At 66.5% G+C, this 13,869-nt stretch carries 10 protein-coding genes; 5 read left to right on the forward strand and 5 right to left on the reverse strand.

Annotated features, from left to right (window positions below; translation table 11 throughout):
* Positions 1–667: 667 nt before the first annotated feature.
* The 5 genes from AC2A1N_RS04915 (at position 668) to lpdA (ending at position 8,744) form a co-directional block, all read left to right on the forward strand.
* Positions 668–2,080, forward strand: coding sequence for a ribosomal protein uL16 3-hydroxylase (locus AC2A1N_RS04915; protein WP_242894108.1), 1,413 nt, complete (start codon positions 668–670; stop codon positions 2,078–2,080).
* Between the two features lie 9 nt (positions 2,081–2,089).
* Positions 2,090–2,986: a GNAT family N-acetyltransferase gene (locus AC2A1N_RS04920; RefSeq protein WP_484371676.1), complete on the forward strand. Its 897-nt coding sequence runs from the start codon at positions 2,090–2,092 to the stop codon at positions 2,984–2,986.
* 186 nt (positions 2,987–3,172) lie between these two features.
* A complete protein-coding gene (locus tag AC2A1N_RS04925) occupies positions 3,173–6,004 on the forward strand; it encodes a 2-oxoglutarate dehydrogenase E1 component (RefSeq protein WP_005417518.1) in 2,832 nt (943 codons plus the stop codon).
* A 40-nt stretch (positions 6,005–6,044) separates the two neighbouring features.
* Positions 6,045–7,244, forward strand: coding sequence for a dihydrolipoyllysine-residue succinyltransferase (gene sucB / locus AC2A1N_RS04930; RefSeq protein WP_242894103.1), 1,200 nt, complete (start codon positions 6,045–6,047; stop codon positions 7,242–7,244).
* Positions 7,245–7,307: 63 nt separating this feature from the next.
* Entirely contained in the window at positions 7,308–8,744 is a 1,437-nt protein-coding gene (gene lpdA / locus AC2A1N_RS04935; RefSeq protein ID WP_242894101.1) for a dihydrolipoyl dehydrogenase, read from the forward strand.
* Positions 8,745–8,905: 161 nt separating this feature from the next.
* Here lpdA and AC2A1N_RS04940 read toward each other — a convergent pair whose 3' ends face one another.
* The 5 genes from AC2A1N_RS04940 to asnB form a co-directional block, all read right to left on the reverse strand.
* Positions 8,906–9,163 (reverse strand): hypothetical protein, encoded by a 258-nt coding sequence (locus AC2A1N_RS04940; RefSeq protein WP_134969315.1) that lies wholly within the window; start codon positions 9,161–9,163, stop codon positions 8,906–8,908.
* On the reverse strand, positions 9,160–9,372 hold the full coding sequence (locus AC2A1N_RS04945) for a hypothetical protein (protein WP_242894099.1): 213 nt from the start codon (positions 9,370–9,372) through the stop codon (positions 9,160–9,162). The genes AC2A1N_RS04940 and AC2A1N_RS04945 overlap by 4 nt, the downstream gene beginning before the upstream one ends.
* 246 nt (positions 9,373–9,618) lie before the next feature.
* On the reverse strand, positions 9,619–11,049 hold the full coding sequence (locus AC2A1N_RS04950) for a replicative DNA helicase (protein WP_005417526.1): 1,431 nt from the start codon (positions 11,047–11,049) through the stop codon (positions 9,619–9,621).
* 246 nt (positions 11,050–11,295) lie between these two features.
* Positions 11,296–11,856, reverse strand: coding sequence for an NADPH-dependent FMN reductase (locus tag AC2A1N_RS04955; RefSeq protein ID WP_134969316.1), 561 nt, complete (start codon positions 11,854–11,856; stop codon positions 11,296–11,298).
* A gap of 66 nt (positions 11,857–11,922) precedes the next feature.
* Positions 11,923–13,866, reverse strand: a complete 1,944-nt coding sequence (gene asnB / locus AC2A1N_RS04960; protein ID WP_061477980.1) for an asparagine synthase (glutamine-hydrolyzing) — start codon at positions 13,864–13,866, stop codon at positions 11,923–11,925.
* Positions 13,867–13,869: the final 3 nt, after the last annotated feature.

Below are 13,869 nucleotides of genomic sequence, written 5' to 3' on the forward strand. Positions count from 1 at the left end.
GGTGTAGCTACGACGGGTGATACGGGACATAAGGGACCTCCAAGTGCGATCAAAGTATCGCTTCTTGGCGTCCGCTGACGGGGGGCCAGATCAGACACCCCCGCGAACCCAACCCGCCCCACCTCTGACAGATTCCCGGTGACGGATCGAAGAGCATTGGGTTGTCGGGACGGAATTTGAAAGAGGGACGCGGCTTCGCCGCGTCCCTCTTTGTTTGAGGGTCTTTTGTAGAGCCGAGCCCGTGCTCGGCTGCTTTGGGACGTGGGCAACAGCAAGCCGAGCGCGGGCTCGGCTCTACACGAGCAAGCGCAGCGCGCGACCCGCTTTTGCCTTGCTTTTCTTCTTCCATTCCGTGGCGGGCCGCGCAGGAAATTGTCAGGGGCCGGGCGGGTGGGCTGTGCGGGGGCGTGAGCCGCATGGATGCGGCGATCGAGCTTACATGGACGTACTTGCAGCGTCCCCCGCGCAGCCCACCCGCCCGGCCAAGCCCATGAAGCCGGTCGACTAACAGTCGACCCTACCAAGATGTCGCCACGAGGGGCTCCGCCGTTGGCCGGACACCCCGCGACAAACCACCGCACGTGCGCAATCCCCACGAACGGCGGACAATGGACTCCTTGGCGGCCCGCCGCGCCGCCCCTCCCGCTTTCCGCTGCAAGGATTCCCCATGGCCGCCCGCAAGTCCTCCGCCCCCCTCATCGAAGTCACCGCCCGCCCCGGCCAGCCGCTGGGCATGGCGCCGGCCACCTTCCTGCGCGACTTCTGGCAGAAACGCCCGCTGCTGATCCGCAACGCCTTCCCCAACTTCCAGACCCCGGTGCAGCCGGAAGACCTGGCCGGGCTGGCCTGCGAGGAAGGCGTGCTGGCGCGCCTGATCGAGCACGACAAGACCCGGGACGGCTGGCGCGTGCGCACCGGCCCGTTCCAGGAAGACGTGTTCCCCGCCCTGCCCGACCACGACTGGACCCTGCTGGTGCAGGACGTGGACAAGTGGGATCCGGACGTGCGCGCCCTGATCGAGCACTTCAGCTTCCTGCCGCGTTGGCGCATGGATGACGTGATGATCAGCTTCGCCGCCACCGGCGGCTCGGTCGGCGCCCATGTCGACCAGTACGACGTGTTCCTGCTGCAGGCCCACGGCCACCGCCGCTGGCAGATCGACGCCAGCGAATCGATCAAGGGCAGGCAGCCACCGCTGGGCTTCCGCCCGGACGTGGAACTGAAGCTGCTGAAGGTATTCAAGCCGACCCACGACTGGGTGCTGGCGCCGGGCGACATGCTGTACCTGCCGCCGAACGTGCCGCACCACGGCGTCGCCGAGGATCCCTGCCTGACGTTCTCGTTCGGCATGCGTGCACCGTCCTCGGCCGAACTGATCAGCGACTACCTGGACACCCTGATCGCCGATGCCAACGAGAACATCCGTTACCAGGATGCCGACCTCAAGGTGCCGGCCGACCCGAACGAAATCGACACGGTGGCGATGGCGCGGGTGATCACCGCGCTCAATGCCATCCGCATGAACGACCCGGACAAGCTGGGTGACTGGTTCGGTCGCTTCATCACCACCTACCGCGCCGCCGGCGAAGTGATGGCCCACCAGGCCGCACCGGCACCGGAGGAAGTAGTCCAGGCGCTGGCCTCCGGCCTGCTGCTGCAGCGCCACCCGTGGGCACGCCTGGCCTGGCGCCGGGCCAAGCGCGGTGCCAGCCTGTACGTCAGCGGCCAGGACTTCGCGCTGCCGGTGAAGGACGCCCAGCGCCTGGCCGGCGCCGAGCAGCTCGACGCCGCCGCCTATCGCGGCCTGTCCGACAAGGGCCGTGCCGTGCTCCAGCAACTGCTGGTCGGCGGCGTGTTCCAGCTGATCGACCCGAATGAGGTGTACGAGGCCGAAGACGAGGACGACGGCGAGGATGCCGTAGTGCTCGGCGAGGTCGTTGAAGGCCGTGACCGGGTGGATGCGATCGACGCCGACGCGGTGTCCGACGATGTCCACTCCGTGACCGTGCACGACGACGGTATCGAGGTCATCGTCAACTTCGAGGACGACGAAGACGACGACAGCACTGGCCGGGCCTGAGCGCTCACAATGATCCGGGTCCAGCAGGTCAGCCACGCCGACGCCCACGTTGCCATCCACAACGTGCGCCAACGCGTGTTCGTGCAGGAACAGGGCATCGCTGCGGAACTGGAACGCGATGCGCTGGACCCGGTCAGCGTCCATGTGTTGGCACTGGACAGTGACAACCAGCCGGTCGGCACCGGTCGGCTGGCCCCGGACGGCCGCATCGGCCGCATGGCCGTGCTGGCCAGCCATCGCAGCCACGGGGTCGGTGAGGCCCTGCTGGAGGCACTGGTCGAGGCCGGGCGAAGGCTCGGCCTGGCCGAGCTGCACCTGCACGCCCAGCTGCCCGCCCGCGAATTCTATGTCCGCCAGGGCTTCCTGCCTGAAGGCGAGGTGTTCGAGGAGGCCGGCATCGGCCACCAGCAGATGCGCCGCCGGCTGGGCGCGGCCAGCGCGATCGACCGCCGCGCCGAGGCGGTGGCCATCACCACAGCCATCATCCACCGCGCCCGTCGCCAGCTGTGGCTGCACAGCCGCCAGCTGGACCCGGGGCTGCTCGACGCGCCCCCGGTACAGGCCGCCCTGCGCCGCTTCGTCACCGCCCGCCATGACAAGCAGCTGCGGGTGATCGTGCACGATGCCGCTGCGATCGCCTCTGCCGGGGCACCGCTGCTGGCGCTGGCCCAGCGCCTGCCAAGCGTGATCCAGTTCCGCGAGGTCAGCGATCCGGTCGACCGCGCGCTGGCCTCGGCCTGCCTGCTCAACGATGCGGGCGACTTCTACTTTCGTCTGATCGGCCATCGCCTCGACGGCGAGGCCGGCATCGCGCTGCCGGCACGTTCGCAGCCGTTCGAGCAGCAATTGCAGCGCGTCTGGGACCGTTCGCGCGATTGCAGCGAACTGCGCGCGCTCGGCATCTGAGCCGGCACCGCTGACCCAACCTGTCTGGAACCGGCACCAGCGGACGCGGGATACCTGTGGTGGTGCCCCTTCGTGTCCGGTTGGGGGTACAATTTGGCTGTTTGAACGCGCTCGCGCAGGGCTATTCATCTTCCTGCCGGGTCCTTCTGAAGCCATACCCCACAAAGCGAATCAACACCCTCCATCGTGGACAATCAACTGAAGCAGTTTGCGCAATCTTCGCAACTCGCCGGCGGCAACGCCTCCTATGTCGAGGACCTGTACGAGCAGTACCTGGTCTCCCCGGATAGTGTCGATCCCAAATGGAAAACCTACTTCGACGGTTTCAAGGGCCGCGAAGCAGGTGACATTCCGCACTCGGCCGTCATCTCCCACATCGCGGACGCGGCCAAGGATGCGCTGAAAGCTGGCACCGGCACCGGTGCGGGCGACGAGCGCGAGCGCAATGTCGGTCGTCTGATCACCGCCTACCGCTCGCGCGGCCACCTGGACGCCCGCCTCGATCCGCTGGGCCTGGCCGCGCCGGTCAACACCCCGGACCTGGGCCTGCCGTTCCACAGCCTGTCCGATGCCGATCTCAACAGCGAGTTCAGCACCGGCGGCGTCGGCGGCCAGCCGCGCATGAAGCTGCGCGACCTGCTCGCACGCCTGAAGGCGACCTACACCGGCTCGATCGGCGCGGAGTTCATGCACATCTCCGAGGTCGAGCAGCGCCAGTGGATCTACAAGAAGCTGGAAGCGGCCGGTGGCAACTACCAGCTGGACGCTGACACCCAGCGCCGCACCCTGGAGCGCCTGACTGCGGCCGAAGGCCTGGAGCGCTACCTGCACACCAAGTACGTCGGCCAGAAGCGCTTCTCGCTGGAAGGCGGCGACTCGCTGATCCCGATGATGGACACCATCATCCGCAGCGCCGGCAAGGATGGCGTCAAGGACGTGGTGATCGGCATGGCCCACCGCGGCCGCCTGAACGTGCTGGTCAACACCCTGGGCAAGAACCCCCGCAAGCTGTTCGACGAATTCGAAGGCAAGTTCGAACACGACGAGCACGCTTCGGCCGGCGACGTGAAGTACCACATGGGCTTCTCCGCCGACGTGGCCACCGACGGTGGCCCGGTGCACCTGGCACTGGCGTTCAACCCGTCGCACCTGGAAATCGCCGACCCGGTCGTGGCCGGTTCCGTGCGTTCGCGCCAGGAGCGCCGCAAGGACACCGCACGCAAGCAGGTCATGCCGATCCTGATCCACGGCGACGCGGCCTTCTCCGGCCAGGGCGTGGTCATGGAGCTGTTCCAGATGTCGCAGGCCCGCGGCTTCGCCGTCGGCGGCACCGTGCACATCGTGGTCAACAACCAGGTCGGCTTCACCACTTCCAACCCGCTGGATACGCGCTCCACGCGCTATGCCACCGACGTGGCGAAGATGATCGCCGCCCCGGTGCTGCACGTGAACGGCGATGATCCGGAAGCCGTCGTGTTCGCCGCGCAGCTGGCCTTCGAGTTCCGCCAGAAGTTCGCCAAGGACGTGGTCATCGACCTGATGTGCTACCGCCGTTGGGGCCACAACGAGGCCGACGAGCCGGCGATCACCCAGCCGCTGATGTACCAGGTGATCCGCAAGCACCCGACCACCCGCGAGATGTATGCCGAGCAGCTGGAAAAGGCGGGCGTGATCGCCGCCGGTGCCGGCAAGGCCATGGTCGATGCCTACCGTGAGAAGCTGGACGCGGGTGAAGTGACCACCGAGCTGGCCAAGGTCGAGAAGACCCCGCCGAGCAGCCCGCTGTTCGTCGATTGGCCGAAGCTGCTGGAAGGCAAGCTGTCCGATCCGGTCTCGACCAAGGTCGAGAAGAACAAGCTGGTCGAGCTGGCCAAGCTGATCAACACCATCCCGGACGAAGTGCAGCTGCACTCGCGCGTGGCCAAGGTCTACGACGACCGCCGCAAGATGGCCGCCGGCGAGATTCCGGGCGACTGGGGCTTTGCCGAGAACCTGGCCTACGCCACCCTGCTCGACGAAGGCCATGCGCTGCGCCTGGTCGGCCAGGACGTCGGCCGCGGTACGTTCACGCACCGCCACGCGATCCTGCACGACCAGAAGACCGACAACTACTACATGCCGCTGCGGCAGCTGGTGGATTCGCCGGAGAAGGCCACCGTCATCGACTCGCTGCTGAGCGAAGAAGCGGTGATGGCCTACGAGTACGGTTTCTCCACCACCGATCCGAACACGCTGTGCATCTGGGAAGGCCAGTTCGGCGACTTCGCCAACGGTGCCCAGGTGGTGATCGACCAGTTCATCGCCGCCGGTGAAGCCAAGTGGGGCCGCATTTCCGGCCTGACCCTGCTGCTGCCGCATGGCTATGAAGGACAAGGCCCGGAACACAGCTCGGCGCGCCTGGAGCGCTTCCTGCAGCTGTGCGCCCTGGAGAACATGCTGGTTGTCGTGCCGTCGACCCCGGCGCAGGCCTTCCACATGCTGCGTCGCCAGCTGCACATGACCACCCGCAAGCCGCTGGTGGTGATGTCGCCGAAGTCGCTGCTGCGCCACAAGCTGGCCGTGTCGACCCTGGACGAACTGGCCAATGGCGAGTTCCAGCACCTGATCGGCGACGCCAATGCCGATGCCAAGAAGGTCAAGCGCGTGGTGCTGTGCTCGGGCAAGGTCTACTACGACCTGCTGGAAGACCAGACCAAGCGTGGCCAGGACGACGTGGCGATCATCCGCGTGGAGCAGCTGTATCCGTTCCCGCGTGCGCTGCTGGCTGCCGAGCTGAAGAAGTACGGCAAGGCCACCGACGTGGTGTGGACGCAGGAAGAACCGCAGAACCAGGGCGCGTGGTACCAGATCCGCCACCACCTGCAGTTCTGCCTGGCCGATGGCCAGAACCTGCACTACGCCGGTCGCGCACGTTCGGCGTCGCCGGCTGCCGGTCACATGGCTGACCACGTCCGCGAGCAGCAGCAGCTGATTGCCGACGCACTGGTCAACCCGTTCAACGACACGTTCGCTGAATAATCCTCCCCCTATTTAGAAGACAAACCAGGAAGCTCCCGCAATGGCCACCGAAGTCAAAGCCCCGGTACTGCCCGAATCCGTCGCCGACGGCACCATCGCCACCTGGCACAAGAAGGTGGGCGACGCCGTCAAGCGCGACGAAAACCTGCTTGACCTGGAAACCGACAAGGTCGTGCTGGAAGTGCCGTCGCCGGTTGACGGCGTGCTGAAGGAAATCAAGTTCAAGGAAGGCGATACCGTGACCTCCAGCCAGGTCGTGGCGATCATCGAAGAAGGCGCCGTGGCTGCGGCTCCGGCTCCGGCCGCTGAAGAGAAGAAGGCTGAAGCCGCACCGGCCGCCGCTGCTCCGGCCACTGCCGCCGCTCCGGCTCCGGCTGCCAAGTCGGCCGCCGACACCCTGCCGCCGGGCGCCCGCTTCACCGCCATCACCGAAGGCGTGAACCCGGCCGACGTCGACGGCACCGGCCGTCGTGGTGCAGTGACCAAGGAAGACATCGTCAACTTCGCCCGCAACGGCGGCGCCGGCAAGGCCGGTGGCGCACGTCCGGAAGAACGCGTGCCGATGACCCGCATCCGCAAGCGCATCGCCGAGCGCCTGATGGAGTCGAAGAACTCCACCGCCATGCTGACCACCTTCAACGAAGTCGACCTGTCCAAGGTGTCGGCGGCGCGCAAGGAGCTGCAGGACGAGTTCGTCAAGGCCCACGGCATCAAGCTGGGCTTCATGAGCTTCTTCGTGAAGGCCGCTGCCAACGCGCTGCAGCGCTTCCCGCTGGTCAACGCCTCGATCGACGGCGACGACATCATCTACCACGGCTACTCGGACATCTCGATCGCCGTGTCGACCGAGAAGGGCCTGGTCACGCCGGTCCTGCGCAACGTCGAGCGCATGTCGTTCGCCGACATCGAGAAGACCATCGCCGACTACGCCAAGAAGGCACGTGACGGCAAGCTGGGCCTGGAAGAACTGCAGGGCGGCACCTTCACCGTGACCAACGGCGGCACCTTCGGTTCGCTGCTGTCGACCCCGATCATCAACCCGCCGCAGAGCGCCATCCTGGGCATGCACGCCATCAAGGAGCGTCCGATCGCCCAGAACGGCCAGGTCGTGATCGCGCCGATGATGTACCTGGCGCTGTCCTACGACCACCGCATCATCGACGGCAAGGACTCGGTGCAGTTCCTGGTGGACATCAAGAACCAGCTGGAAAACCCGGGCCGCATGCTGTTCGGCCTGTAAGAAACCTCCCGCCCCTCCGCGCCTGCGCGGAGGGGTTCTGGTAATGCATCAAGGAATAATTCAATGGCTGAACAATTCGACGTCGTCGTCATCGGTGCCGGCCCGGCCGGTTACCACGCTGCCATCCGCGCGGCCCAGCTGGGCCTGAAGACCGCCTGCATCGACGCAGCGCTGGGCAAGGACGGCAAGCCGGCCCTCGGCGGCACCTGCCTGCGCGTGGGCTGCATCCCGTCCAAGGCGCTGCTGGATTCCTCGCGCCAGTTCTGGAACATGGGCCACATCTTTGGCGACCACGGCATCAGCTTCAAGGATGCCAAGATCGACGTCGAGGCGATGATTGGCCGCAAGGACAAGATCGTCAAGCAGTTCACCGGCGGCATCGGCATGCTGTTCAAGGCCAACAAGGTCGCCACCTACTACGGCTTCGGCCAGCTGCAGCCGGGCAACGTGGTCAAGGTGAAGCAGCACGACGGTTCGGAAGTCGAGCTGAAGGGCACCAACGTCATCATCGCGGCCGGTTCGGATTCGATCGAACTGCCGTTCGCCAAGTTCGACGGCGAGACCATCGTCGACAACGTCGGCGGCCTGGACTTCACCGAAGTGCCGAACCGCCTGGCGGTGATCGGTGCCGGCGTGATCGGCCTGGAACTGGGCAGCGTGTGGAAGCGCCTGGGCGCTGAAGTCACCATCCTTGAGGCCATGCCGGAGTTCCTGGCGGCTGCCGACGCCGAGGTGGCCAAGGCCGCTGCCAAGGAATTCAAGAAGCAGGGCCTGGACATCAAGCTCAATGCCAAGGTTTCCAAGACCGAGATCACCGGCAAGGGCAAGAAGAAGGAAGTCATCGTCACCTACACTGACGCGGAAGGCGAAAAGACCCTGACCGTGGACAAGCTGCTGGTGGCCGTGGGCCGTCGCGCCGCCACCAAGGGCCTGCTGGCCGAAGGCACCGGCGTCAAGATCAACGAGCGTGGCCAGATCGAAGTCGATGCGCACTGCCACACCGGCGTCAACGGCGTGTGGGCGGTCGGCGACTGCGTGCGCGGCCCGATGCTGGCGCACAAGGGCTTCGAGGAAGGCATCGCGGTGGCTGAGCTGATCGCCGGCCTGCCGGGCCACGTCAACTTCGACACCATCCCGTGGGTCATCTACACCGAGCCGGAACTGGCCTGGGTCGGCAAGACCGAAGCCCAGCTGAAGGCCGAAGGCATTCCGTACAAGGCCGGCAGCTTCCCGTTCGCCGCCAACGGCCGTGCAGTGGCGATGATCGAGCCGGCCGGCTTCGTGAAGATCCTGGCCCATGCCGAAACCGATCGCATCCTCGGCATGCACCTGGTTGGCGCCAACGTCTCCGAACTGGTGCACGAAGGCGTGCTGACCATGGAGTTCAGCGGCTCAGCCGATGACCTGGCCCGCATCTGCCACGCCCACCCGTCGCTGTCGGAAGTGATCCACGACGCCGCGATGGCGGTCAGCAAGCGCGCCATCCACAAAGCGAACTGATCTGCATCATGGTAGGTGCCGACCGTTGGTCGGCACTCACCTGCAGAAGAAAAACCCCGCCTCGGCGGGGTTTTTTGTTGGCTGCCCTGGTGTAGAGCCGAGCCCACGCTCGGCTGCGCATTTGGTGGTCCGTGATGGCCTAGCCGAGCATGGGCTCGGCGCTACGCCTTTCCAGCCGGCTTCTTCGGTGGATCCTCACAGACCCGATGCTGCACCACCGTCTCGCCGACCTTCCATTCCTTGGTGACCCGGCAGCGCTCCCTGGCCTCGGGTACCGCCAGAGGCTTCGCCCCCGCAGCATTCGCTTCGTCGGCACCGGCTGCCTGCTGGCGCTCCAGCCACACCGAAGGCGGTGCTGGAGGTGCGGCCAGTACCGGGCCGGCCAACAGGGCCAGACCGACCAGCACCACCGCCCTCATGCGGGCACCGCCCGGCCACCGAGCATGCGCGCCGGCAGCATGAACAGCGCGCGCAGGAACGCGAACAGCGCCGAGAAGGTGATGCCGACCAGTCGGAACGGCAGGCTCAGCAGCCACACGAACGGCCAGGCGATCAGGGCGAGGATCGCCAGCGGCCAGCACAGTACGAACAGCAGGCACCACACGCCGAGCACGAACAGGGTCTTCATCACGGTCTCCTTGGGGCGGCACCCTGCCGCCTGCGGACACCTTGGCGCCCTGCCCTGGCGCCGGCAAACGGTTTGCGACGAAACCGGGCTGGGGGCGATGAAACCGATCCAGCGCAGTGCAACGCCACGCCCACGCCCGGCTGCGCTTCGTGGCAACCGCATGGAACCCGCGCTGACAGTGGCTCCTGCCGGTGCCTTGGCTCTCAGCGCCCGGTGGCGGTTGCCGGCCAGCGGCCGGCGTGACCGTTATTCGAACGAACCGACCGAATCGTGGGCCAGGTTGTCGAAGCGGGTGTACTCACCGAAGAACTTCAGCTTGCACGAGCCAGTCGGGCCACCACGGTGCTTGCCGATGATGATTTCGGCCAGGCCCTTGTCCGGCGAGTTTTCCTTGTTGTAGTAGTCGTCGCGGTAGATGAACACGATCATGTCCGCGTCCTGCTCGATTGCGCCCGATTCGCGAAGGTCGGCCATCACCGGGCGCTTGTCGGTACGCGTTTCCAGCGAGCGGTTGAGCTGCGACAGCGCGATCACCGGCACGTTCAGTTCCTTGGCCAGTCCCTTCAGCGAACGCGAGATTTCCGAGATTTCGGTCGCGCGGTTCTCGCTGTTGCCCGGCACGCTCATCAGCTGCAGGTAGTCGATCACCACCAGGCCCAGGTCATGCTCGCGCTTGAGGCGGCGGCACTTGGAACGCAGCACTTCAGGCGACACGCCCGGCGTGTCGTCGATGAAGATCTTGGTCTCCTTCAGCATCTTGATCGCGCTGGTGACGCGGCTCCAGTCCTCGTCTTCCAGCTGGCCGGTACGCAGGCGCTGCGCGTTGATGCGGCCGTTGGAGGAAATCAGGCGCATCGCCAGCTGCGATGCCGACATTTCCATCGAGAACACCGCCACGCCCTTCTTCGACTTGATGGCCGCGTACTCGGCGATGTTCAGCGCGAAGGTGGTCTTGCCCATTGCCGGGCGCGCCGCGAGGATGATCAGGTCGGTCGGCTGCAGGCCAGCGGTCATCGCATCGAAATCGTTGTAACCGGTCGGCAGGCCGGTGATGTTGCCGCCGTTCTCGAAGCGGTTGCGCAGCTCCTCGAAGGCATCCTTCAGTGCACCGGGCATGGCCACGAAATCGGTACGGCCACGCGCACCCTGTTCGGCGATTGCAAACACGCTCTTTTCCGCCGAGGCCAGCAGCTCGCTGCTGTCACGCCCCTCCGGCTGGAAACCGTCGTTGACGATGTCGGTGCCGACCTGGATCAGCTGCCGCAGCACCGCCTTGTCGCGCACGATCTCGGCGTAGGCCACGATGTTGGCAGCTGACGGCGTGGTACTGGCCAGTTCGATCAGGTAGGCGCCGTCCCCCACCAGTTCCATCTTGCCCTGCGATTCAAACCACTCGCCCAGCGTTACCGCATCGAACGGCCGTTCGCGCTCGGACAGCTCGCGGATCGCACGATAGATCATCTGGTGATCGCGACGATAGAAGTCGCTTTCGGTCAGCTGGTCGTTGACACGGTCATACGCCTCGGGCGCCAGCATCAGGCCACCCAGCACCGCCTGCTCGGCTTCCACCGAATGGGGCGGTACCCGCAACTGGTCGATGCGCGACTCGTCGCGATCGCGATCGAAGCCATCACCGCGCTCTCTGCGGTTGGAACGGAAGCCGGGACGAGCGGACATGCTGCGGTGTTTCCTGCAAAAGTGGACCAGATGAGTGTAGGCATGTGCCGACCCCGGCAGCCATGGACAAACCTGTGGATAAGCCGTGGGAAAACGGGGGATATCCGCCGGTACCTGACCAGACTGGCGTGAGAGCGTCGCACTGCCTGCGACGGGCGCCGTTGCGGCGCCCAAGCGGGACATTATCGCAGATCAACGCCCCGGGGTCGGATCCCCTTCGACGCAGGGACTCTGACCCCGCAGGCGTCAATCGCCCTTGACGTGCACTGCGATCAACGCCAGGAACCGGTCCACGTAACCCTGCAGGAACTTCTGCGTGCCTTCGTTGTGGATCGTGCCGTCGGCATCGATCAGGCCGTCCTTGAAGTGGATGAATGCCTCGGGCTGGCCCAGCACATGCATGTCCAGGAAGGCCAGGCAGTTGCGCAGGTGCTGCTGGGCCACGGCGGTACCGATCTGGCCGATGGAGGCGCCGATCACCGCCGCCGGCTTGCCGGCAAACGCACTGTCACCGTACGGGCGCGATCCGATATCGATGGCGTTCTTGAGCACGCCAGGCACCGACCGGTTGTACTCGGGTGTCACGAACAGCACCGCGTCGGCGGCGCGCACCTGGTCCTTCAGCCGGGTGCCCTGCGGCGGATAATCGGCGTCGAAATCCTGGTCGTACAACGGCAGATCGCCGATCTGCACGTACTGGAAGCGCGCGCGATCACCGGCGAGCTTCTCCAGCGCATGGGCCAGCTTGCGGTTGCAGGAATCCCTGCGCAGGCTGCCAACGAACACGGCGATGGTGGGGACGGACATCGGGACATACTCCTCACGGTGCGGGAGGCCCAGCCTAGTCGCCAGGCCCGTGCCATCCGGTGAAGATCAGCCGCCGGTCACGCCGGTCCGCGCCTGCCGCCAATGCGCCTGCCAGGCCTGGAACATCAGCACGTTCCACAAGTGGGTATGCCACTTGCGCTGCCCCCCCAGGAACTGCTGCCACAGCGGCTGCACCGCCGCCGCCGACAGCACGCCCTCACGCTCCAGCCGCGCCGGCTGCAGCAGGTCCTCGGCCCAGGGCCGCAGGTCGCCCTTCAACCAGTCACTGACCGGTGCGCCGAAGCCGCGCTTGGGACGGTGCACCATTGAATGCGGCACGTAACGGCCCAGCACGCGCTTGAGCAGCACCTTGCTGGTCGTCTCACTGCGCTTGAAGCCCAGCGGCAGCGACCAGGCGAACTCGGCCACGCGCCAGTCCAGCAATGGCGCGCGCGCCTCCAGGCTGACCGCCATCGAGGTCCGGTCGACCTTGCACAACAGGTCATCGGGCAGGTAGGTCACGAAATCGGCCAGCATCATCGCATCGGCCGGTGTCCCCGCGCCGTGCAGCGGATCGGCCAGGTCGTAGAAGCTGCCGGCGGCCTGCGCGCCGGGCACCGCCGCGGCAGGATCGCGCCAGCGCGAGATGCGGTTGCGGTAGACGTCGCCGATGCCACGTGCGCCGGTCTCGGCCAGCAGCGCCGCCAGGCCACCGGTCCGCGAGGCCTCGCCCTGCTGCTGCGAGCGTGCGCCCATCCAGCGCCGCAGCGGCCCCGGCACGCGTCCGAGCATCTGCCAGTTGCGCAGCGCGCGTACATACCGGGTGTAGCCGAAGAACAGCTCGTCGCCACCGTCGCCGGACAGCGCGACGGTCACGCCCTGCCGCGCCAGCCGTGCGACCAGCGCGGTCGGCACCTGCGACGCATCGGCAAAAGGCTCATCGAACATCGCCGGCAACTGCGGCACCACGGCCAGCGCGTCGGCGCCACTGACGTACAACTCGGTGTGATCACAGCCGAGGTGAGCCGCCAGCTCCCTGGCCAGCGGTGCTTCGTCATGTCCCGAGTCGGTGAAGCCGATACTGAAACTATGCACCGGCTGTCCGCTCTGCGCCTGCATCAGCGCCGCCACCAGCGATGAGTCCGTGCCGCCGGACAGGAATACGCCGACCGGCACGTCGGCCACCATGCGCAGCGCCACCGCATCACGCAGCAGCGTGTCCAGCTGTTCCTCGGCCTCTTCGATGCGGCCCTGGAACGGGGCGGCCAACGCCGCCTGCATGCGTGCGCGCGCATCCCAGTACGGGCGCTGTGCCTGCTCCGGGCGGTGTGCCGCGGCGCCTGCGGCCACAGCCGCTGCATCCAGCCGCAGCACCCGGCCCGGCATCAGCTTGTAGCAGCGCTGGTGGATGCTGTGCGGCGCCGGGATGTAATCCAGCCGCAGCAGCAAGGTGAGCGCATCGCGGTCGATGTCGTTGTCGAACGCCGGGTGTTGCCAGAGCGCCTTCAGTTCCGAACCGAACACCAGCGTGTCGCCGGCCCAGCCGTAGTACAGCGGCTTCTTGCCGACGCGGTCGCGGGCCAGCCACAGGCAACGATCCTGGCGGTCCCACAGCGCGATGGCGAACATGCCGTTGCAGCGCTGCAGGGTATCTTCCACGCCCCACTGCAGGATCGCCGCCAGCAGTACTTCGGTGTCGGAATGGCCGCGGAAGGTGTGCCCCAGCGGCTCCAGCTGTTCACGCAGAGCCGCGAAATTGTAGACCTCGCCGTTGTAGGCCATCACGTAGCGGCCGTCCGCCGAGGCCATCGGCTGGTGGCCCAGCGGGGACAGATCAAGGATGCTCAGGCGCCGATGCGCCAGCGCGATGCCCGCCTCGGCATCGACCCAGCTGCCGCCATCATCCGGCCCGCGATGGTGCAGCGCCTGGCCCATGGCCAGCGCCTGCGCCTGCAGCGCCTCGGCCGACGCCAGCGGCGCCGGCAACAACATTCCCGCCAATCCACACATGCA

It is taken from the genome of Stenotrophomonas maltophilia group sp. SKK55 (assembly GCF_057179845.1).